This window comes from Paenibacillus peoriae (genome assembly GCF_022531965.1).
Taxonomy (GTDB): domain Bacteria; phylum Bacillota; class Bacilli; order Paenibacillales; family Paenibacillaceae; genus Paenibacillus; species Paenibacillus polymyxa_D.
The window spans coordinates 1,832,533-1,854,939 of record NZ_CP092831.1 but is presented as its reverse complement, the minus strand read 5'-3'; the positions used below and the strand labels follow the sequence as shown (position 1 = coordinate 1,854,939).

Sequence of the window (22,407 nt, the reverse complement as noted above, 5' to 3'; positions counted from 1 at the left end):
CCTCTAAGCATTATGTTCATACACACGTCAACGCCTGTTCCTAAAACATTACCGCCGATCGTGCATCCTTTGTTCCACTCATGCTGCTGTATCACTTCCGCCGTTCCGGACTCAAGGGCGCAAAATCGAATTAAGCACTTCCTGAATTTCTTCGACTTCACCCGAAGGCACAAGTATCTCAAACTGTTGCTTGGATGCGCTGATGGCCCGGGCCTGCACCATAAAACCTTCTTCAGACAGTTTGAGCTTAATCATGTCAGCCAGTCTGGCCGTCGGTGCAATATAAATCACCGTCCACATGCCTTGTTTCTACCCCCTAAGCCTCAAGTTTTGAGCCCATATAATAGACTCATGATAACATACCTTACTTTTTTCCCGCAACAAAAGCCCTCCTGATCATTTAAGTTCCGTCGGAGGGCCTAGAAAATCATCAACTCTGTTTACACAGGTCAACTAAGCATCCAATGATGCAGGATAATGCTTGGCATGGAGACTCCGATGTGCAATTCGCGAAGAAGCAGCGGCAGCCAGTCCGGCGACAAGATCGTCTAAAAACACATGAATACCACTGCCTTTTTGGTTCAGCTGTTCGATAATCCCCGTCTTTTCCTTATCCAGATAACCAAAACTGGTTAAGCCAATCATGCCGTACACACTCGTAATTCCAAGAGCTAGTGTCTCGTCCACTCCGTACAGCGGTTCGTCTGCCTCCATAATGGCTTGCAGCGGCTGAGGGAGAAGTTTTTTTTCAGCCAATTCATCGAGCGCAATGCCTGTGAGCAAGGTATATTGAACCTCGCGCTTTTGCAAAACCGCTTTGACACTGTCTATACATTCTTCCATCGTCAAATGAGGATAATATTTTAGCTGAAGCTGAAAAACAATGTCCGCAATGGACTCGATACGAATGCCTCTGCGATTTAGCAAAGTTTCTGCATATTCATAGGACATAATTTCCCTCCCGCTTTCACCGTGCAGTTCAATTCTTTCACCGTGCGGGACCTTATGGTGCAGGGTGCGTGTTGAACCCCTGTTCCGCCAGTTTTCCAAGTGTATGCGGGAGGGAAGGAAAATGTTCATTAAACCGTTACAATAAGGGCGGGTACTGTGTACCTATTATTTGACTTTCACCGTGCCTTCACCCAACATCGACTCCATTTGATCAAAAAGCTGAGGAGAGGGCTTAATACTGTAAGCATCGCTCAACGCCAGCAGACGCTGGTTGCTCTCATAAAAAAGTACGGTAGGCATAGCACCGGGATGCTCCTGTAGCAGCGCCTTGAGACTGACCAACAAGCTGGCGTCCTCCTCAGCCTGGCGGGTGATCTTGACAAACACCCGCTGACGAGTGGTCGGCTCCGCGCTGCGCGGGACCGGCACCTGCTCACCGCGAGCCGCTTCGACTCCGCGCGGTGAAGCCGCCGCCACGGGGCGATCCGCCTTCGATTGAGGCGAAGCAGATGCAGTGGCTGCCGAAGGCGGGGACGACACACGCGACGCGCTCCCGCCTGGGCCGCCAGCGGCAGAACCAGCAGCTGGTAAGGATGCTCCAGCTGCGGCGGACGAGCGCGTACTGGCACGTCGGCGCTGGAGGAGCCGTGCCAGCGAGTCTTCCGCCAGCGGGGCGGTCTCATCCGCAAGGAGCTTGAAGTGCTCGTCCTGCTGCTGCATCTTGGCTCGAAGCGTAAGCAAAGCCCCCTTTTCAATCCACTGCTGGCTCCGCTTCCACACCTCAGGAAACAACACAACCTCACAGCGCTCAATCTGATCCTCCAGCTCAATGAAGGCCATAGCCTTACCCTGCTTGGTCGTAATCGTTTTGAGTGACACTACCATGCCTGCGGTCACAACAACCGTTTCATCTGGCACATCGCCCAGCTCCATCAGACGATCCGCCTCGCTGTTTTCCAAAAGCGACTCAAAATCATCCAACGGATGCCCGGATAAATACAGTCCCAGCAGTTCACGTTCCAGCTCTAACTGCTGGCTGGCACTGAATTTGGGTACATTGGGGTATTCGATATCCCAATTGGGCATTTCCACAAAACCAAACATATCAATTTGCAAGTCATCCCGTTCCTTGCGCCACTTGACGGCTGCATCCACCGTTTCATCCAGCATGGCAAGCAACTGTGCCCGATGACCCGTCAATGAGTCAAAGGCCCCTGCCTGAATAAGCGATTCAATTACTCTCTTATTACATACTCGCAAATCGACACGTCGACAAAAATCGAGCAGGCTGTCGAAAGGCCGTTCCTTGCGAACAGCGAGAATGCTCTCCATCGCCTGTGTGCCAACATTTTTAATTGCAGCCAGGCCGAAACGGATGCTTCCTTGCTGTAATGGAGTAAACAGCACCCTGCTTTCATTTACATCAGGCGGCAACACTGCGATATCCATACGACGGCATTCGACGACATATTCAGCCACTTTCCGATGACTTCCCATCACCGCCGTCAGCATTGAAGCCATGAATTGTACTGGATAATGTGCCTTTAGATAAGCCGTCTGAAATGCTAGCACACCATAAGCAGCTGCATGAGCACGCGGGAAGCCGTAGTCAGCAAAACGAACAATCATATCGTAAACCCTGCCGGCCTCCTCCTCCGTGTATCCCTGCTTGATACTGCCTTCAACAAAATGTCCGCGCTCCAGATCCAGCACTTCGCGCTTTTTCTTGGACACAGCCCGGCGCAACAGATCGGCTTCTCCCAGGGAAAAGCCCGCCATGCGCGAAGCAATCTGCATGATTTGCTCCTGATACACAATAATACCGTACGTATCCTTTAAGATCGGTTCCAAGTCAGGATGCGGATAAGAAATCTCGATCTGACCATGCTTGGCCTGTATAAAGTTAGGAATAAAACCCATTGGACCCGGACGATACAAAGCCAGGACAGAAATGATATCCTCAAATACACTCGGCTTCAAATCCTTGAGTACCCGGCGTACACCGGCCGACTCCAGCTGGAATACACCTCCTGTATCTCCTTTGCCCAGCAAGTCATAGGTATGGGGATCGTTATCGGGAATACGGCTAAAATCAGGCGTGTCTCCATGCTCTTCCGCAATCCAGTGTATGCACCGTTCAATAATGGAGAGCGTACGCAGCCCAAGGAAATCCATTTTAAGCAAACCAATGCGCTCTAGATTTTCCATCGAGTACTGCGTCAAAGGCACTCCTTCGCTCCCCTCTTGCAGCGGAACCGCATCGGTCAATGGAGTCCGCGAAATGACAACACCCGCTGCATGTGTCGAAGCATGACGAGGCATTCCTTCAACCTTGATCGCCATATCCAACAGTTCACGTGTCTTGGGCTTCGTTTCATATAGCGTTTTCAGCTCCGGGGTAATTTCTAGCGCATGACGGATATTAATACCTAGCTGCGCCGGAATCAGCTTGGCTGCCTTGTCCACCTCGCCATACGGCACGTTCAATACACGGCCGACGTCACGGACAGCGGCTCTTGCCGCCAGCGTTCCAAAGGTAATAATTTGCGCTACATGCTCATTTCCATACTTCTGTACTACATAGTCAATAACCTCGTCACGCCGCTCATCACTAAAATCGATATCTATATCCGGCATACTAATTCGTTCGGGATTCAGAAACCGTTCAAAGAGAAGATTGTATTTCATCGGATCGACATTCGTGATGTTAAGCACATAGGCAACCAAACTGCCTGCTGAGGAACCACGCCCTGGTCCCGTTGCAATCTTATGCTTATGTGCGAAGGCAATAAAATCCCATACAATCAGGAAATAATCGCTGAAACCCATACTGTCAATGGTATTCAACTCATAGTTTAGCCGTTGGTTCAGCCTTTCCCGTTCCTCCGGCTGCTTCCATCCGGAATCGCTTCCATAGCGACGCTCCAGCCCTTGCACGCACAGATTGCGTAAATAGGACGAAGAGGTCATTCCTTCCGGCAGCGGGCGATATTCAGGTAAAATGGATTGACCGAATTCCAGCTCCAGTTCGCATTTTTCAGAAATACGCACCGTGTTGGCGATGGCTTCTGCCACATGCGGGAATAAACGAGCCATATCCTCCTGACTTTTCAGATACAACTGACGTGTTGGTATACGCAAACGCTCCTCATCGTCAACTGTCTTTCCTGTCCCGATACAGATCAGAACATCCTGCACGTCCGCATCTGGCTCAGTCAAGTAATGCACGTCATTCGTCGCGACCAGTGGAATATCCAGTTCCTTCGCCAGTGCGATCAAGAGAGGATTTACACGTTTTTGCTCCGAAAGACCATGATCCTGGAGTTCCAGATAAAAATCATCGCCAAAAATGTTACGATATCGTTCCGCTGCTCGTCGTGCCTCGGCTTCCCGACCATGCAGTAAATGCTGCGGCACTTCACCGCCCAAACAAGCGCTCAGGCATATGATGCCTTCGTGATGAGCAGCCAAAGCCTCCATGTCGATGCGCGGCTTATAGTGAAAGCCCTCCAAATGGCCGATGGAGCACAGCTTCATCAGATTTTGATAGCCTGTTTTATTTTTGGCGAGCAAAATTAAATGATATATGGGCTGATCCTTGCGGCTGCCACGCTCCTTGCGCGATCCTGCCGTCATATAGGCCTCACACCCAATAATCGGCTTAATGCCGTTCTCTACACACGCTCTATAAAAAGGAATGGCACCGTACATGACCCCGTGATCTGTAAGGGCCAGCGCCTTCATTCCATAAGCTGATGCCTGTTTGACCAACTCCGCGGTACGAGCCGCGCCGTCCAGCAGGCTGTACTCGCTATGAACATGCAAATGCACAAATGAACTCATGCGCTTCTCTTCCTTTCACCGCTTGATTTTCTTCAAACTATTTTATCATATCCGCGTTAGTAGCGCCCATAGAATAAAAGTACAGACCTCGGCGGACAAGCGCGGTCTTGATTCGTATACCTAAGGAGGAAAAGAGCATGAGCACTTTTATATCCAAAGCGATTCTCGACTTCTTCATTGCCTTCGGCATCGTGCTCGGGGGAGCCATGCTCGGCGGAATGGGAGCTGTGGTATCGCTTCAGCCGCCCACCCAGACGATGCTAGAGGTTGCCGGAAGAATTAAAATATGGGCGCTTGCCGCCGCTGTGGGGGGGACGATGGACCCGATTCGGGTCATTGAAAGCAATATGTTGGATGGTAATTTGTCACCTGCCATTAAGCAGATATTGTATTTGATTTTCGCCTTTTTAGGCGCTCATATGGGTGCAGAGCTGGTCAAGTGGGTATGCGGCAACGGACGACCGTGAGGTGAAACGACTATGAGAGTTCCCCCTTTTGAGCGCCTGCGTCCTTTTATGCAATTGTCCTCCGTCTTTGTACTGGGTATGATTACGGGAGGCATCATCTACAACGTCATCTGGCATGCCAGCTTCAATCAGCTATGGACGAACAACCAGGATCTTCAATTCCAGCTCCAGCAAGCCGAGGAGGACAACAAAACATTGCGCAAATACAGCAAGCGCCAAACCGTTGTCAAAGAAATCAAGCTGATCGCGGAGGAAGCTTCGGCCGAAAAAATTGATCCTATCAACCTGAAGGAACTTCTTCGCCGTGTCAGTCGTGATCTGGAGGTGCTGCGTGGCAGAGATATGTTCGAGATTGACTCTGACAGCAAGCTGGTACGTATGTTGCTGCACCAAAAAAAATACACCGTTCGTGACAAGGAGTATACGATCCAGGTCAAAACGATGCTTGTAATGGAAGGCGTGCTGCAAATTTGGCTGGAAGCAAAAGAAAGATTGCCTGAAAGCCACTAGTCGATCTATTCGACTTCACACCTTACTCCGATCCATTGTAGACTAACCATGTTCAATGGAATGAAGCGTCATCACTGCTTTGCATACCAAATGATTTTCCCGTGAAATTGCAATTTCTAGCTTGCAGGTGCGGCGACTCATCTCGAGCAGCATCGGACGAAGAACGACAGCATCTTCTATCTGTACGGGTCTAATAAAATATGTCGTCAAATTGTCCAGCACATAATCTTTGCCGCTCATGTCTCTAGCTGCCCGGTAGCCCGCTTGTGTCATCACGTTGACCAGTACGCCTTCCGAGATCGTACCTAAATTGGTCGCCATTTGCGGAATGATAAACCCGCGAAAAAATAACGATCCGTCCTCATTACGCTCCTCAGCAAACCCGTTCCAGATCAGCTGGTCGAACGTCTCGCCAAGTTGCGGCTGCTTTTGGGCGTTACGCAGCGCCTCCAGCACCTCACGCCGTGTAACGGACCCGAGCAGCTTGCGGTTGCGGTCCACGACCGGCAAATAATCCACACCTTCCCACGCCATCATTTGCGCGGCTGAAGCCAGCGAGGTCTGGTAGGTGACCGTTATCGGATTGCGGATCAGACATTTATCCATCGTGTGCTCAGGTTGAAGCCCCTCCACATCTTTGCGGCTGACGATACCAATTAAACGATTCCATTCATCCACGATTGCAAAATGATGATGTCCGGTCGTCACCGAAAGTTCTTCAAACTCGGTAAGTGTGCTGTTGATTTTCAAGGTCAACGTTTTCGGTTTGCCTGCCGCAATATCTTCAATCAGCATAATTTTCTTTTTGATCAAGCGGTCAAATATGGCTCTATTAATCATAGATGCCACTGTAAAAGTATCATGGCGTGAGGAAATAATTGGCAGACTGATCTTGTCTGCGAGCTGCTTAACCTCTCGGCTCGTACCGAAGCCCCCTGTAATCAGCACACCTGCCCCCTGCTCCAATGCAAGTGAATGCGCATCCTCACGGTTACCTACGATCAGCAAACTACCTGCGTCAATATAACGAGCCATAGCTTCCTCGCGCATCGCTCCGATCACATACTTGTGCAAAGGCTTCTCCAGCCCCTCACTTCCGCCCAGCACATGTCCCTCTACAATATTCACGACATCTGCAAAGGTCAGCTGCTCGGACAAGCCGCGCGGGCGCTTCTCCACTCGTACTGTTCCGATCCGTTCCTTGGTAATGACAATTCCTAGGTTTTCAGCTTCCTTCACGGCCCGATAGGCCGTTCCTTCGCTGACGCTCATTTCTTTAGCCAACCTGCGCACAGAAATTTTGGAGCCTATTTTCAACTGCTCGATATGTCGCAATAGCTGCTCATGCTTCGTAACTGTTTCATCTAGCCCGTCCAACTCTGTTACACCCCCAACGTTCAATCTGTATCATTCTGTATCTATTATAGCACAAAAACCCTTTATTTTAGACCTTTGTTCATTTTGAGTTCTCTGCTTCGGAAATAGCAAAAAAGCGATCCCCTCTTCACAAGGACCGCTTCTTACTATGATTGATTTGTAATCTGGTAGGCCAGCCCAAGACAAGCTGAAAAAAAACTCACTGCATGCTGCCTTTGTCAGCTTTTTCATCCCATTTCATCTGCCACTGCTGCATTTTGGCCCGCCGTACACGCTCCAGCGTTTTGCGCTTTTCCTCATCCACACCCAGCAAAAAATGCATGTTCGCTCCGATGACTAGCAGCGCAAAAAGTACCCATACTATCCCAAAGCCGTTGACCCAGTTCAAACCGCCTGCAAGCGAGATGCGTGGTAACGCGACCAAGACCATAGCCAGCGCAATCAGTGTATACAAACCATGTTTCCATCTTTTAAAAGAACCCAATCGTATCCCTTCCTCTCCCTGTGACTCTATGTATCTAGTCTATGAGAGGACAGGAAGGAATATGAGACAAACTTACAGAGATGAACCGTACAAATCTTGAAGGCTGTCTGCAATAATTTTGTTAACGTCCTCAATAATCACGCTCAGGCGACGTTCAGCGTCGAACAGGCGACGGATGTTGAGATTCAAACTTAACACCTCGAACAGCTTCTCCATCTTTTCCATCTCTTCCTGTGCTGGCATATCGCCGCTCATCATGCGTTGTTGTACTTCCATTTGGCGTTCACGGAAATCGTCGAGCATTTTCTTGGCTTCTGGATCGGTTTCGATCAGCTTCATCGCTGACGTAATTTCCTCTACCTCTTTGCTTTCCTTCAATGCTTTCGCTAAATCATGGGCTTTGTCGTAGATGTTCATGATTGTTTATTCCTCCAATACAAGTTTAGTGTCAACATTTCACATTGTCCGTCAATCACCAAGGGATATATGTCCTCATATGATGAATCAGTGCTATTACAGCCCATTCACGTTTCCCGTTACTTTCAAGACATCAAGTTGCTGCCCGGAAGGAGATCCACGATGTCCATCAAAAAAACAACGATTCAAATCATCGGATCGGGCATCTTGCAGGATGACGTACTCATGGTCGGCGAGTCCTTGCTTCGCAAATGGAAAATATCCGCTGGCCACCCCGTTCAGCTCGCCTTCGGTTCGTTCCGCCAAGAGGTTACCGTCATATCGGTGCCCCGCTATAGCGGCCTACGTGTGGGAAGCGTGCTAGCCCGAAAAATGGGGCTTCATGCCAATTGTGATCTGCGAGTAACCTACAGCCGAGGTCGCCGGACACTTCGAGTGGGCCCACTTATTAGCGTGCTGGTCAGTCGGGACTATCCCGAACAGCCCGACAAGCCTTTCGGGTCGATCACCCTGTTCTGCCGTGAACTAGTCGGGGAATGCCGCAGACAAGGAGCATATGTGTATTTCTTCACCCCGGAGCATATCGGAAGTCAGCCCGGGCGAGTTCAGGGATGGGTGTATGACGGAGGCTGGAAAAAGACGGTCATGCCCGCCGGCGATGTCGTCAATAATCGTCTTACCTCCCGTAAACTCGAGAACAGAACTAGCGTACAGCATTTCATGAAAGAAGTAAAATCGCAGTACGGCACGACCATTTTTAACGAAAAGTTTTTGGATAAGAATGAAGTATTTGATGCGCTTAAATCAAATTCTTCCCTGCGCAAGTATTTACCCGAGTCCCACTTGCTGCAAACTTTTGTTGTTTTCAAAAAAATGTGCAACCAGTATCCCGCTGTTTTTCTCAAGCCAGTGCGCGGAAGCCTGGGTAAAGGCATAATGCGCATTAACAAGCAAACCGATGGCACCTTTTCGGTGCTATCCACAACAGCAGGCACACCCCGCAAGCAAACGTATGCCAACGTCGATAAGCTGTACAAAAGCTTGGCGGGAAAAATGAAAACAACACGCTTTCAACTCCAACAGGGACTTACCTTGATTGATCACGGTAAGCGTCCGGTCGACTTTCGTGCGCTTGTACAGAAAAATTCGTCCGGAACCTGGACCGTAACATCCATTGTCGCTCGGATCGCCGGAGGAAGCCACTTTGTGTCCAATCTGGCAAGAGGCGGCACGCTGAGTACTGTCAAGGAAGCACTTGCCAAGACCACGCTGCCCGCAACCGTTAAATCGAATGGGCATACCTCTCTCAAAACAGCAGCACTGGATATCGCAAGCGGAGTAGAAAAAGCAATTCCCGCCCATTTCGCAGAATTTGGTATTGATCTGGCAATAGACAGCACGGGGCGCATCTGGTTGCTGGAGGTCAATTCGAAGCCATCGAAGAATGACAACACGCCGTTAAATGATCAGAAAACTCGCCCGTCCGTTAAAAAAATGATTGAATACTGCTGTTATTCAGCCGGCTTCAAATGAATTCATCTCTTCCAGAGTCTGGCTGCCAAAGGAGCTGTTGTCGGTGTCTCTTGTTGTGCCAGGCACGCTGGGCGTGCTTGTTAGCCGGAATCAGGCCGCCACTCCCCCTATTACCGAAGCCGATTTTTGCCGCAGGCTAAGTCTGTTGGGCAGGCGCTCTGATCTTAGCGTAATGGCGTTTACCGTCGAAGGAGTTTCACCTGAAGATCACTCCATACGAGGTTATGTTTATCGTAACGGAGTATGGACATCCGGCCGCTTTCCGTTGCCGGATATTGTGTATAACCGCTGTCTCCATGTCCACGAGAGCCAGAATGTCAGGCGCACACTGGAAGACATGGCGGAGCAAAATTCGCGCAAGCTCATCTACTGGTCGCGTAACTTACCTGGCAAATGGCAGGTGTATCGCGCTTTGCATGCGGTAGATAAAGTACGTCCTTTTGTGCCGCCTACGGCGCCTTACCGGGACACGGCCCAGCTTGTGGAATGGCTAGGACGCCATTCGGAGCTGTTTATGAAGCCACAGACCGGAACACATGGCAAGAGCACACTGTATCTCCGGCTGGCAGAAGGAGGCCAGGGACTACTTGTACAGGGTAGAGACTCCCGTAACCGTCCGTTCCGGCGTTTGTTTCCCGAATTGGATGCAGGATTGTCATGGATCCACGGAATTGCACACAAACGCGCTTATATCGTGCAGCCTTATTTGAAATTAACAAGCCAAAGCAATCATCCCTTTGATGTTCGCGCACTCATGCAAAAGGATGGCAACGGCCATTGGCGCCTGACGGGCTTTGCTGTAAGAGAAGGCAGAAAAGGAACTCTGACTTCTAATCTGCACGGTGGGGGCGAAGCCCATCCGGCTGAGCCATACCTTCGTGAACAATTTGGCGCGGACACCACGCGTCTCATCATCGGGCAGATGAGGGCGCTGTCCTCGACCATTACCAGGGCGCTTGAGGAACGTTATGGCCGCCTTGGCGAGTTGGGAATTGATTACGGTATTGACCAGAGCGGGAACATCTGGCTATTGGAGGTTAATTCCCGACCTGGTCGGGCCGCCTTTTTTCAGACCCGTCAGCCGGAGTGCGCTTTCCAGTCGGTCAACCGCCCGCTCGAATATGCTCGATATTTAATGACCCATTCCAAAGCGACAGGGCCAAAGGGCGCGGGCGCCTCCCTTGAACATACGGTATAGGAGGATAAACAGATGAGTTTAACGCATTGCAATGTGCATTTCTCACAGCAGCCCGACAAGGTGGCGTATATATCCACTGCCTTGTTGAAAAGCCTTAAATTATCCGGAGCCAAGTCCGTTCGTCTGCGGCTCGGTAAGGATCAGATTCCCGCTACAGTAAAACCAATTCAGAAGGCGGGACGCCATCTATACTTGACCTCCGGCTTACGTAATGCAATCCGTGTTCCCAAAAGCGGGGCCATCTATTTGCGGAATCTGGATGGTGATATACAGCTAGGGCCGTTGATTGGCGTGCTGTCTGACGGTACCACCTCCACCACTCGCCCTTTCGGATCGCGCACAGGCTTTATTAAGCAACTGCTGAGGGAAGGCAGCAAAAAATCTTATATTTTTGCCTTCACCCCTCGGGATATCAACTGGCAAAATGATACGATTAACGGCTATTTTCTGTCATCCAGCGGGGAATTCACACGTAAACTTGTACCTTTGCCGGACGTGATCTATAACCGTTTGCCGAGCCGTCGCTCTGATTTTTCCCCGGCGATCAATCAACTACGCGAACGCTTTTCCCGCAAACGAATTCCCTTTTTTAACTGGAGCTTTTTCAATAAGTCCGATATCTATAATCTGCTGGAGAATAACCCAGATGTTAACCGCTATGTCCCTGAATCATATATGAATCCCAGCTCTGAACGTATCCGAGGTATGCTGGAGCGACATCAATTTGCTTATTACAAGCCAAGTGGAGGCAGTCTCGGTAAAGGAATCTATCGTCTGTCCCATGTTCCCAAGCAAGGATATTATGTGAGGTACCGTAAGAAAAGTAGCAATGTATTGCTAAAATTCGCCTCTTTTAATTCCATGCTCAGGATGCTTCACTCCAATCAGGGACAGATGTTAAAGGGTTATGTCATTCAACAGGGTATCCAGCTGATCGAGATTGACAATTGCCCGATTGATTTCCGGTTTCACATGCATAAAAATGGAAATAATCAGTGGGTCGTCGTCGGCATTGGAGCCAAAAAAGCCGGACGTGGCAGTGTCACAACCCATATCAAAAATGGCGGTTCTCTTATGACACCTGAACAGGCGTTGAACCGGGTATTCGGAGACCGGGCGGGTGAAGTGCTTCAACGTGCCAAGAACGTAGCAGTTACACTCGCTGAAGCCATTGAACACCATCACCAGCATCTATTGGGTGAAATCGGTTTTGATCTGGGCATTGATCAGGATGAAAAGGTATGGATGTTTGAAGCCAACTCCAAGCCAGGCCGATCCATTTTTCAGCATCCATCGTTGCGTGCGGAGGGTAAAGCATCCGTGGAGCATATTTTGGACCACTGTCTTTACCTCAGTAAATTCCGCAGAAAAGAGGAACTATGAATACCCGGGCGGAGCATAAGCCAGTCGTTGCTGTATTGACAGTGCACGACGAAGGGCAATTTTTCAAGGGCAATCAGCGCAATTTCAGGGATATTCTTGAAACGGGAACACGGATGGGATATCAGGTGTACATTGTTACCGTCAGGGACCTGAAACTGGCAGATGAGACGATTAAGGGCTATGTCTTCAACAAGAGCTTACAGACGTGGGAGGAACAGGATTTCCCACCTCCACAGGTCATTTATAATCGCATCCCCAACCGTAATTATGAACTTAAAACCTCTGTGCGCACAAAGTTGGATGAAATTTCACATGCCTCGGGCATTGAGCTGTACAATCCAGGCTTTTTTAACAAATGGGAACTGTTCAAGTGGTTGCGTACCTCGGAAACCACTCGTCAGCTTGTTCCGGCAACCAAACGGTTAAGCAACCTGTCTTCCTTAGGAAAAATGCTGTCTACGTATCCATACCTGTATCTCAAGCCGGAAAACGGTAAGGCCGGAAAGGGGATTATGATTCTTAAATTCCTCCCAGACCATCTAATGGCTTACAGACTGACCATTCAGCATGACAAAAAAAGTGTAACCTACAGATCTGTATCGCTATCCCGGCTGTGGGGACGTATCCGCCGGGAAGCAGGCAACTCACCTTATATCATTCAACAGGGTATCGATCTGGCAACCTATCAGAAAAAACCCTTCGATCTGCGTATCCTGGTACAAAAAAATATCCGTGGCTCCTGGAGTATCACCGGAGTCGGTGCCAGACTGGCCGGTAAGGGGAGCATTACCACACATGTCCCGCGTGGCGGGAGTGTAGAGGACCCTTTCAAGCTACTGTCCTCACTGTTTGGGCCTGAGGACAGCACGGATCTACTGAACAAAGTTAAAAGTACAGCCATACAGATTGCACGTCAAATTGAACGCGCATCCGGTCTTTCTCATGGCGAAATGTCCATGGATTTGGGCGTGGATACGCTCGGAACCCTCTGGTTTTTTGAGGCCAATGCCAAACCGATGAAATTTGACGAGCCGGAAATCCGCCAAAAGTCGCTTAGACGCATATTCCAGTACAGCTCCTTTTTGGCCGGACGAATGAAATCATGATCAAGGAAGTGGAATCATGCCGCAAATTAGCGATGTTCAACATTTGCCTGCCCGGAGCTGGCTGCTAAGACGACGACAGTTGCTGTTTTTGGCCCGCAGCTCAGGGGGCATGCGCATTACTCGTAATGCTCTGCGGCAGTTGGCCGTTTTAACGCCCGAGCAATTGAACACCCCTGGCTCCTCCCTCCTGTGCGCATTTGTGCGCACGGAGAAGGGGCTGCGGATTGCCGGATTTTCCCTCGCTCTGAATTACGGGGAGGATGCTTGCATCGTAATTGTTCGTCCGCTTTACCGGGGCCGCAGACTGGGCGCTAGACTGCTGTCCGCCCAGCTCAAACAGCTGCGCCGTCTGACGTGCAGCGTAGCCGCCGACAATATGTCCAGTCTCAAAACCTGTTTCCGCGCTGGGCTTATTGCGCATGAAATGACGACTGGACCGACCGGGAAACCCACGCTGATATTTCACGGAGAGTTATCCCAAGATAAGCAGACGGCAGAGGAAGGTGGAATGCTGTGCCAAAACCTGTCCTAGGCATCATGACTTTGTATTTGAACAACAAGAAGCAATTGGAGGAACGCGACATATATGAGCGCATGATTGCAGAAGGGAAACGGCTGGGACTGGATATGTATGTATTCACTCCTGCGGATGTCCATAAGGATCGCAGGCTGCTCCTTGCCCAAATCTATGATCCACACAGCGGCAAATGGAGCCGAAAGTGGCGAGAGTTCCCAGATATGATTTTCGACCGTTGCCGGGTACAGCGCAGTGAGCGATATCGTCAGTTGAAGCAGTTCCGATTGCAATACACAGACCTTGTATATTTAAACCGACCGCTGAGTAACAAATGGGTCATTCATCAGCAGCTTGCGAGAAGGTCTGCCTTTCGCCCCCATTTGCCTGCAACAGAGCTGTTCAGTGGATTTCATAGTGTCAAACGGATGCTCAAACAGAATTCACTAGTCTACCTCAAGCCGATTAACGGTACGGGAGGCCGAGGTATTTTACGTATTGAACCTGTTAACAAGCAAGGAGGCCTGTATCTGATTGAGGGCCGCAATCGCAAACGCCATATTATTCCCCAGCAGCGGGTACGTCTAGACCGTCTGGAGCCGCGTCTGAGCAGCTGGAACATGGATAACTACATTGTTCAGGAAGGCATTCCTGTGCAGTTGCCGAATGGCAGAGTCCATGATTACCGTATGCTGGTACAGAAAAATAGCCAAGGAGTATGGGAGCTAACCGGATGCGCCGGGCGAATCGGGGCGCATCGGAGTGTCACTTCCAACCTGCATGGTGGAGGCAAGGCGGTACCGATGAGCCAATTGCTAACGCAATGGATTCGTGATGAAAGCCATAGAGAGAAAATCATCAAGCAAGGGGAAAAACTCGGACTGGACATCGCTGCGTATCTGGAAGAAAGCTACGGAGCATTATGTGAGCTTGCACTCGATTTGGCAATTAATAAACACGGTCATATATACGTGCTGGAAGTCAACCCGAAGCCAGCCCGTGAGGTCTTTTCACGTATTGGCGAAAAAGAAACCTATCGCCGCTCCATCGCCAAGCCCATGGAATATGCCTTGTGGGTCTACCACACACAAATTAATCCAAAGCCTCAGACTGACCACAAAGCAGAAGATAAAACAGAAGATAAAGCAGAGAATAAGACAGAGAATAAGACAAAGGAAGGCTCCACGTAAAGTGGCTGCCTTCCTTTCCTTTTTTCATCTGCCCGACAGTACCAGCATGTTTAATTATATGGTGCGTCGAGCCTATTTATAACCAATAACCTGTGTTTCACAGTTACTCAGCGTTTTTATAAAGTGTAAGCAGTTGCGTAAAGTCTGTAATAATCGCATCGGACCCCTTCAACTCATCGTTCACACCAAATCCAGCATAAGCGCAACCGATCACCGTCTGTCCGTTCTTTTTGCCTGCTTCCACATCTGAGGAACGATCTCCTACCATCCATACGTTCGAAATATCGTGCTTGCTCAACAGAATTTCCAGTAATTTCACTTTGGAGAGCGTGCTGTACTCCCCAGCGCTGTACAGTCCTTCAAAAATGGGAACCATTTCATACGCAGCAGCGATCCCCTTTACATAGTCCTCCAGTCCGTTACTAGCTACGAACAATCGGACACCTTGCTCATGAAGGGCCTGGAGTGTTTCCTTTACATGTGGATACAGGGCATGACTTCCGCTCTTCAATCCCTCCAGTTCCAGCTGAAGCAGCAGCTCGTCCGCTCTTCTATGGGCAGCTTCGCTAGCTTCCGGCATCACTCTTCTCCAGATTTCATCCAGCAGCATGCCTAAACTATTCAAAATAAGCTCCTCGGGAGGAGTCTCTCCTTCATAAAGCCCTTCGGCGCGCAGCGTATCAAACAGCTTGTGGTACGCAGGAAGCAATAGCGTCTCCGTCTGAAAAAGTGTACCGTCCATATCAAATACCATTGCCTCAGGTTTCTTCAACACAGGTGCATTGTTCATGTAGTTATCAGTCATTCCTTTCCTATGTAGGTTTACAACTCTAACCCCTCTCATGATAAGCAATAAGAGAGGTCCGTGTAAACCTCATTGCGCATACCGCTAACTCTTATATTTTTTTAAAACAGTCCTGAAACAATGCAAACCGCCCCACATATCCGTGTGTAAAGCACCCCTTGGAAGCTTGCGATCCACACCATTCCAATACGAGAATCCCGTCTGCTCTATCCATTGCTCCATCGCCGATAGGTTCACTGTAGGGTAATCAAACGTCAGCAGAAGCATTCCGTCATCGCGTAAGGTCCGGTGAAATTCACGTAAAGCTGCCAAAGATTCGTCAGGTGTTAAATGCTCCAGCACTGAAATACATACAATTTTGTCAAAACTGGCATCCTCATAGGGCAGAGCCGTCAGATTGGCATGTGCGGAGTGGAGCCGAACCGGTAAAATCTCCTGAATGCGCTCGGCTGCCTCCTCTCCGATATCCCGCCGCACCTCGGCCAAAATGGCATCCACGGAAACGATCCGTATATCCAGATCGCAGGCATAGACTTGAGCGCAACGGCGGGCCAACTCAAATTTGAATGGATGTGGGATTCCACATGCTGCGTCTAGCACCGTATCTTGACCGGACATAAATTGAAGACACCACTCATACTCATAGGGGCGACTCCACCAGCTTTGGGGGAGTCTGTAAATCATGCTGGAGGAGTTGGGATCAGAATATACAAAAAAGCGAGACAGATACGGGTCGGACATGTTCATGGATACTGCCTCCTTTTGGAAATGATTAAATTACTCTTGCGACACAGCACAGTTCATGACCCCGTTTCTCGCCTTGAAGTTTAGCCAGCAATCCCATTTGCTCCGTAAAGGCAAGATCACCGTACAAAGGATGGGCTTGCAGCAAGGCATCCAAACCAGAGGGAAGCTGGCGGGTGAACATAGCCATCGAGCGCAACCCAGACTTTTCCAGTAAGAGCGCCAGCGTATGCTCAGAATAATGATATAAATGATCTTCCTCCGTAAATAAAGGTGAATAAACGCCATAAGCCTCATTGGTGAACGAGTTTTTGTTGGGCACCGTAATATATAACGTCCCGTCAGGTTGAAGCTGTTCGCGTAAATCTGTCAAAAATGTAACAGGGTCCGCAATATGCTCCAGCACATGCCAGCATGCTACGGCCTCGTATTTGTGATCCAGTGGTAATTCAGTATCTTCTTCTGCTTCTTGTATTTCTTGTGCTTCATTCAATTCCTGTATATCACATGCTTCATCGGTTTGAGTATCTTCTTCGGTTTCACCGTTCCAGTAACCCGGCAATAAGTCCACGTCATATTTGTGTTTGGCGTAAGCACGCGAGTCTATGGAAGGTTCAATGCCCACTGCATCCCAGCCGGCTTGAAGGGCAGCATGGATAAATTCTCCGGTACCTGATCCAATCTCAAGCAATTTTCCTTTACCGGAACTGAACATATCCAGTAGCATGAGTCCAAAAAGGGCATGATCCCCATAAGTTGACGCTATTGCACTATCCCGCATAGCAACCCAATCGGCATTATAAATCTCTGCAATCATATCCTCTGGCTGTATATGATCCACATCATTACGAAAAACCAAGCCACAGGAGCCGCATCCCATCAAGGTAAAGCGTTCATAGCTATGAAATACTCCCGTGTCAGACGAACCACACAGTTTACATTTACTATAAAGTACGTCCTTTGTCTCACTTTTAATTTGTAGATCGGAATTATTCATAACCTGGACACTCGAAATCTCGGCAACATCCATGGCGTTCACATCATGGGTAGCTTCATACTCTGGTGCAGTTTCTTTTTCTGCATTTATGTTGTCATGATCTACCCAAAGCGTGAGTCGGGGGTTCGGGTCCAAAATAGATTCATATTGCTCTTTCCAGCCATAACGAGCACTTGGGTCAAGCAACTGATATCGCTGAAATTTGGCCATGCGGATAGCAGGTGTACACCATCCCCAATGCTGGATGCGGTAGTTGCTGATTTCACTGGGAAGGTCAAGCACATTTTCGGGAAATCTCCCACAGTGCAAGGACTGCTCCTTCCATTTATAAGAGAACCCTTCCTTATATCGAATTAAAAAAGGACGGTAATACTGATGAGCCTGCCAATAATCATCATCGCGGTAATGCGTGGAATTCCACATATCAAACAACCTGAAACAAATCGTATCCGCTTTCGTTCCCGCTAACAAAGAATGTACCCCTTGAGCAAAACGGGATTCGAACATTTCGTCAGCATCCATGTTTAATATCCATTCCGGAAAAGAAGCCAACGTCTCTCTCCACTGCTGCTTACGCAGCTCCAATTCATTGCTAAAAGAAGCTGTTTCATTGCGTATTAAACGCAATGGAATTCCCTTTAGGATCTCACGGCACAGCTCTCCGCTATCATCCTGACTGCCATCATCAATAATGACCGCTTCATCAATATATTCCCGATGACTCCGCAACACGTCAATGAGTTTGCGATCTGCCTCATTGTATACCGTCATGGTCAGCGTCAATTTGGGTTTGGAGACAGGCGGCGTATGAAGTTCACTTTGTCGTGGACCAGGGAACGTTTGTGGTATAACAAAAGAATCTGCCGTGTACTTGGCAAAGACAGCTGACTCACGGAGGTCATACGGTATAACAGGAGGTTCAGGGAACTTAGAGGGACTTGATGATGCAGAAGGATTCAAGGCAGGCGAGTTAGTAGAAGTATCGGAGTGATTTAGATATGCTAAATGTTCTGATTGGTCCGTATGAACAGCGCTCGTTGTAAAATAATTTAGGGTGAATAGTAGCTGCTCTGCCTTCATTCTGTCCGCTTCCCGGTACAGATGCATCGCCGGATAGTGTGTATCCACAAAAAGTGGAAATCCAAATGCAGCTGCCCGAATACAGAAATGTCGATCTTCTCCCCAATAGGAAACGTTTTTGATTTTACCAAAGTGAATCCCTGCTTCCAGTGCACGTCTGCGGATTAGGGTGCAAGCGCCTAGCCCCCCCACTTCGTACAAACCAGGAACATGCAATTGGTGTATAAAATGCAACTCGCGTTGTGCTCGCTCCTCTGCCGACAACACTTCGCCTTCTTCACGATGGAACAAATTATATTCATCACTAACCCACACCTGAGGCAATAGAGGCCCCTCCGGCTGCCAGCGTGTCCAGAAAATCTCAGATACAATATCCTTCTCCGCCTCCACCAGCTTACATAAGGTACGGGAATGGAGAATCAGGTCTGAGTCGACTAAAAACAGCGCGTCATAATTATGCTGAAGTGCATAATCAATAAGACGATTTTTGAAGTCGGCCACTTTCCAGACGAGAGCTGGCGGCCAATAATGAGTGTGCTCATCACTTCGGTTCTCCACTTGCTGTGGACCTGTTAACAAGGGCAAAACCCTGCCCGGCAGCCGATTGGAAAAATCGGCAAGCCATTGGCTTGAAGTCGGATTGTCATTATCATCGACAAATAAATAATCGGGCAGCACATCAGGTGCCTCCAGTCGCTCTAAAGCTTGAAGAAATAAAGACAATATTTCCGGTTTCTGGTGCACCGGGCTACCGATTAGTATACGCATGATTCAACGCCTCCATCAGGCAGAAGCCTCATAACCGTTCCCCCTCCATATCCTAAGGCATACCATAATTGCAACCGAGCGATATGGGAGTGAGCGTAGTATGAATGGACTTGCACCTGGAAATATCAATGAAAACGACATCCATACAAAAATACAATCTTACCATCCAAACAACTACTCTTTTTCAGTTTTCCACCCGTTTTCTAACTACATTTAGCCATCAAATTTATTTCCCGGTCGCTTGATAATATCGAATTTCGCACAATCTCCTCCCCCTCATATCAGACTTTGATTTTCTAATTTATTAGAGCAAGACTGAATTTATGATTATCACCATCCTCTCAACGAGCCCTCGGAATTACTACATAATGAGCAAGCTATCCTAATAAAATGGAGATTATACCAAGTTTTTTGGGAGGGACAAAGAGCATGGTAACTGTCAGCTTATGTATGATTGTCAAAAATGAAGAAGAAGCCCTTCATACCTGTCTGAAATCAGTCCATGACCTGGTAGATGAAATCATTATCGTAGATACTGGTTCCACTGACAGTACTCAAGAGGTCGCTGCATCGTTCAATGCTCGGGTATACCATTTTGAATGGTGCGATGATTTCTCTGCAGCCCGCAATTATGCGTTTGATCAGGCAACGCAAGAATATCAATTTTGGCTGGACGCTGATGACATACTGGAAGAAAAAGACCGAATATCATTTCTCAACTGGAAGAAACAAGCCACCCTCTCCTATGACAGCATTACGATGGATTATGTGCTGTCTGTAGATGAACAAGGACAGCCGTTGTATAAGCTCAAAAGAAACCGAATTGTGCGGCGTGATCGAAGATTCAGATGGATCGGCTTTGTGCACGAATTCCTGCATGTGACTGGCAGCACCTTTCACAGTAATATAGCGGTGACTCATAAAAAGACACGTGCCTACACTGATCGTAATTTGCATATATATCTCAAGCATCGGGAGCAAGGCACTGCATTTTCTGAGCGAGATCACTACTACTTCGCAAATGAACTATATGATAACGGACGCATACTAGAAGCCATCCAGCAGTACGAGCACTATCTGGGACTCGATCAAGGATGGATTGAGGATCGGATTGCTGCTTGCTTTAAGCTAGCGGATTGCTACGCCCACCAGGGTCAAAAACAGGAGCAGCGTATGGCTCTGCTTCGCACACTTAACCTTGATGTACCACGCGCCCAGTTCTGCTGTGTCTTTGGCAATTTGTTGATTGAAGACGAACAGTATACTCAAGCCATTTACTGGTTTCACCAGGCAACGTTGATAGAGCCTCCACAAGATGTGATGGCCCTAACCAATTCGTCGTACTATACCTGGTTTCCACACTTGCAATTATGCCTGTGTTACGACCGAATCGGTGACATCGAAAAGGCAAAATCGCATCATCGCATAGCTCAGTTGCACCACCCTACTCATCCAAGTGTTTTATATAACGAGAAGTATTTCGCACAACTGAAGCAATAGGGATGAGAAAGACGCGCCGGGGAAAGGTCGTTCAATGTAGCCGACCTTAGTCATCATGCCGATATGTGCTCGGCACGATACCCGGCGGACAGCCTGCAATTTTTCGGGGCTTTTATTTTTACCCCCTCTTATATATAAATGCCCATTGCTGCTCCTCGGGAAGGACCATTTCATTAGCTTAGATTACTTCAAAAGAAAAAAAGTCTCCTGCAAGCTTAAGCTCACCAAGAGACCTCGTATATCATTTTATCAGAACACTTTCTTCCGGTCTCTTTCCCCCTTCAAAATTTCCACTGACTCACGGAAACGGAGCGAATGGATTATTTCACGTTCACGTAGAAACTTCAGACTATCTTGCAAATCCACATCGTCTGTCAGATCAATCAGCCACTGATATGTAGCTCGAGCCTTTTCCTCTGCCGCTATGTCCTCATATAGATCAGCAATAGGATCGCCTTTGGCTTGAATATAAGCCGCTGTAAAAGGAACTCCAGCAGCGTTTTGATAATATAGCGCATGGTCGTGTGCCGCATAATATTCACCCAGACCGGCAGCCTTCATTTGCTCCACGCTCGCATCCTTGGTCAGCTTATAAATCATAGTCGCAATCATCTCGAGATGCGCAAATTCCTCCGTGCCTATGTCGTTCAGTACACCAATCACCTTATCGGGAATCGTATATCGCTGATTCAAATAGCGCAATGCCGCTGCCAGCTCGCCATCCGCTCCACCATACTGCTCCATAAGCAGTTTGGCCATATGAGGATCACATTTGCTGACACGTACGGGATATTGCAATTTCTTCTCATATACCCACATTCATGTCCCCTCCTTTATAAAAGGTTGTTAAAAGGTTGTACCTGCCTAGACCTGCCACGGCCAAGGGGATTGACTCCACTCCCAAGGATACTTGGAATAGGCACGACCAAAATTTTGTAAAGGCCCATATAGCATCTGATACTCGTTAGCAATCGCCGTTCTTTCCTGCGTCAGCTTATTGAACTGCTCGATGGCCTGTAAATCATCTGGGTGCGTATTCAGATACAAATTCAGCTCCACCAACACAAAATCCACCGCTTGGAGCTTCTCCAGCAACGCATAAAACTGGGCATCCCCCGGCTTGGTTTGGGGCGTGCAGCCTTGGGTCGGGTTTCCGGCTTGACTATAGCCCTGAGTTTGGTTCTGATACTGGTTCTGGTATGGATACGGATTTGAATAAGGGCTTTGATATGGATTCGGCTGTTGCTGTCCACTCTCATGCTGATTTTGCTGCTGGAATTGGAATGGGGACTGACCCTGATTTGGATTCTCCATTCTATTCGCCTCCCCCCTGGTTTCTTCTAGGCTCATAAGGGCTGTAAAGCAAAGGCCATAGCGTTCCCTTCGTCAGCGCCTCATCTGGACTGAATTGCGGTAGACCAGGGGGCTGAAATTGCACAAACAAGTTTGGCGGAAGCACATAAGTCTTGCACAGAACGGGCGGACACGGATCGAACGGGCCGACAAACGGGGCATACTCACCTTGCTGTGGAAATTTCAC

The 22,407-nt window shown here is 48.7% G+C and carries 21 protein-coding genes; 9 read left to right on the top strand and 12 right to left on the bottom strand.

The window, feature by feature from the left end:
* Window positions 1–111 precede the first annotated feature (111 nt).
* The 3 genes from MLD56_RS08385 to MLD56_RS08375 form a co-directional block, all read right to left on the bottom strand.
* Window positions 112–300: a hypothetical protein gene (locus tag MLD56_RS08385; RefSeq protein WP_013309585.1), complete on the bottom strand. Its 189-nt coding sequence runs from the start codon at window positions 298–300 to the stop codon at window positions 112–114.
* 153 nt (window positions 301–453) lie between these two features.
* Entirely contained in the window at window positions 454–951 is a 498-nt protein-coding gene (locus tag MLD56_RS08380) for a phosphatidylglycerophosphatase A family protein (protein WP_023987905.1), read from the bottom strand.
* A gap of 165 nt (window positions 952–1,116) precedes the next feature.
* On the bottom strand, window positions 1,117–4,794 hold the full coding sequence (locus tag MLD56_RS08375; protein ID WP_029516611.1) for a DNA polymerase III subunit alpha: 3,678 nt from the start codon (window positions 4,792–4,794) through the stop codon (window positions 1,117–1,119).
* 137 nt (window positions 4,795–4,931) lie between these two features.
* On the opposite strand from MLD56_RS08375, the gene MLD56_RS08370 reads away from it, so the two are divergent.
* Both MLD56_RS08370 and MLD56_RS08365 read left to right on the top strand, forming a co-directional pair.
* On the top strand, window positions 4,932–5,261 hold the full coding sequence (locus tag MLD56_RS08370; protein ID WP_013309582.1) for a YtrH family sporulation protein: 330 nt from the start codon (window positions 4,932–4,934) through the stop codon (window positions 5,259–5,261).
* A gap of 12 nt (window positions 5,262–5,273) precedes the next feature.
* Window positions 5,274–5,771, top strand: a complete 498-nt coding sequence (locus MLD56_RS08365) for a sporulation membrane protein YtrI (RefSeq protein WP_029516610.1) — start codon at window positions 5,274–5,276, stop codon at window positions 5,769–5,771.
* A gap of 42 nt (window positions 5,772–5,813) precedes the next feature.
* Here the strand turns inward: MLD56_RS08365 and MLD56_RS08360 are convergent, their stop codons facing one another.
* The 3 genes from MLD56_RS08360 to MLD56_RS08350 form a co-directional block, all read right to left on the bottom strand.
* The gene (locus MLD56_RS08360; protein ID WP_029516609.1) at window positions 5,814–7,148 is read right to left on the bottom strand and encodes a DRTGG domain-containing protein; all 1,335 of its coding nucleotides are present in this window, start codon (window positions 7,146–7,148) and stop codon (window positions 5,814–5,816) included.
* A gap of 199 nt (window positions 7,149–7,347) precedes the next feature.
* Window positions 7,348–7,632 carry a hypothetical protein gene (locus MLD56_RS08355; RefSeq protein ID WP_029516608.1) on the bottom strand — a complete coding sequence of 95 codons (285 nt, stop codon included), beginning with the start codon at window positions 7,630–7,632 and terminating at the stop codon, window positions 7,348–7,350.
* Window positions 7,633–7,704: 72 nt separating this feature from the next.
* Window positions 7,705–8,049, bottom strand: a complete 345-nt coding sequence (locus MLD56_RS08350) for a YlbF/YmcA family competence regulator (RefSeq protein WP_013309578.1) — start codon at window positions 8,047–8,049, stop codon at window positions 7,705–7,707.
* Window positions 8,050–8,211: 162 nt separating this feature from the next.
* Here MLD56_RS08350 and MLD56_RS08345 point away from each other — a divergent pair, with 162 nt between their 5' ends.
* Genes MLD56_RS08345 through MLD56_RS08320 form a run of 6 tightly spaced genes read left to right on the top strand, consistent with a single transcriptional unit; the run spans window position 8,212 to window position 14,973 of the window.
* Window positions 8,212–9,582, top strand: a complete 1,371-nt coding sequence (locus tag MLD56_RS08345) for a YheC/YheD family endospore coat-associated protein (RefSeq protein WP_029516607.1) — start codon at window positions 8,212–8,214, stop codon at window positions 9,580–9,582.
* Window positions 9,583–9,625: 43 nt separating this feature from the next.
* Complete coding sequence (locus tag MLD56_RS08340; protein ID WP_029516606.1) at window positions 9,626–10,780, top strand: YheC/YheD family endospore coat-associated protein; 1,155 nt, start codon at window positions 9,626–9,628, stop codon at window positions 10,778–10,780.
* A gap of 12 nt (window positions 10,781–10,792) precedes the next feature.
* A complete protein-coding gene (locus tag MLD56_RS08335) occupies window positions 10,793–12,163 on the top strand; it encodes a YheC/YheD family endospore coat-associated protein (RefSeq protein ID WP_029516605.1) in 1,371 nt (456 codons plus the stop codon).
* Window positions 12,160–13,269 (top strand): YheC/YheD family endospore coat-associated protein, encoded by a 1,110-nt coding sequence (locus tag MLD56_RS08330; RefSeq protein ID WP_029516604.1) that lies wholly within the window; start codon window positions 12,160–12,162, stop codon window positions 13,267–13,269. Before MLD56_RS08335 ends, MLD56_RS08330 begins: the two co-directional genes overlap by 4 nt.
* Before the next feature lie 16 nt (window positions 13,270–13,285).
* Window positions 13,286–13,801: a GNAT family protein gene (locus MLD56_RS08325; protein WP_029516603.1), complete on the top strand. Its 516-nt coding sequence runs from the start codon at window positions 13,286–13,288 to the stop codon at window positions 13,799–13,801.
* Window positions 13,783–14,973, top strand: a complete 1,191-nt coding sequence (locus tag MLD56_RS08320; RefSeq protein WP_029516602.1) for a YheC/YheD family endospore coat-associated protein — start codon at window positions 13,783–13,785, stop codon at window positions 14,971–14,973. The genes MLD56_RS08325 and MLD56_RS08320 overlap by 19 nt, the downstream gene beginning before the upstream one ends.
* A 103-nt stretch (window positions 14,974–15,076) precedes the next feature.
* Here MLD56_RS08320 and MLD56_RS08315 read toward each other — a convergent pair whose 3' ends face one another.
* From MLD56_RS08315 to MLD56_RS08305, 3 genes are all read right to left on the bottom strand, one after another.
* On the bottom strand, window positions 15,077–15,778 hold the full coding sequence (locus MLD56_RS08315; RefSeq protein WP_029516601.1) for an HAD family hydrolase: 702 nt from the start codon (window positions 15,776–15,778) through the stop codon (window positions 15,077–15,079).
* Window positions 15,779–15,862: 84 nt separating this feature from the next.
* Entirely contained in the window at window positions 15,863–16,525 is a 663-nt protein-coding gene (locus MLD56_RS08310) for a class I SAM-dependent methyltransferase (RefSeq protein ID WP_029516600.1), read from the bottom strand.
* 25 nt (window positions 16,526–16,550) lie between these two features.
* Window positions 16,551–19,367, bottom strand: a complete 2,817-nt coding sequence (locus MLD56_RS08305; RefSeq protein WP_029516599.1) for a bifunctional glycosyltransferase/class I SAM-dependent methyltransferase — start codon at window positions 19,365–19,367, stop codon at window positions 16,551–16,553.
* A 429-nt stretch (window positions 19,368–19,796) separates the two neighbouring features.
* On the opposite strand from MLD56_RS08305, the gene MLD56_RS08300 reads away from it, so the two are divergent.
* Window positions 19,797–20,867: a glycosyltransferase family 2 protein gene (locus MLD56_RS08300; RefSeq protein WP_029516598.1), complete on the top strand. Its 1,071-nt coding sequence runs from the start codon at window positions 19,797–19,799 to the stop codon at window positions 20,865–20,867.
* A gap of 249 nt (window positions 20,868–21,116) precedes the next feature.
* On the opposite strand, the gene MLD56_RS08295 is transcribed toward MLD56_RS08300, so the two are convergent.
* Genes MLD56_RS08295 through MLD56_RS08285 form a run of 3 tightly spaced genes read right to left on the bottom strand, consistent with a single transcriptional unit; the run spans window position 21,117 to window position 22,407 of the window.
* Window positions 21,117–21,686, bottom strand: coding sequence for a manganese catalase family protein (locus MLD56_RS08295; protein WP_029516597.1), 570 nt, complete (start codon window positions 21,684–21,686; stop codon window positions 21,117–21,119).
* Between the two features lie 45 nt (window positions 21,687–21,731).
* Complete coding sequence (locus MLD56_RS25990) at window positions 21,732–22,181, bottom strand: spore coat protein CotJB (RefSeq protein WP_029516596.1); 450 nt, start codon at window positions 22,179–22,181, stop codon at window positions 21,732–21,734.
* A 1-nt stretch (window position 22,182) separates the two neighbouring features.
* Window positions 22,183–22,407 carry a spore coat associated protein CotJA gene (locus MLD56_RS08285; protein ID WP_029516595.1) on the bottom strand — a complete coding sequence of 75 codons (225 nt, stop codon included), beginning with the start codon at window positions 22,405–22,407 and terminating at the stop codon, window positions 22,183–22,185.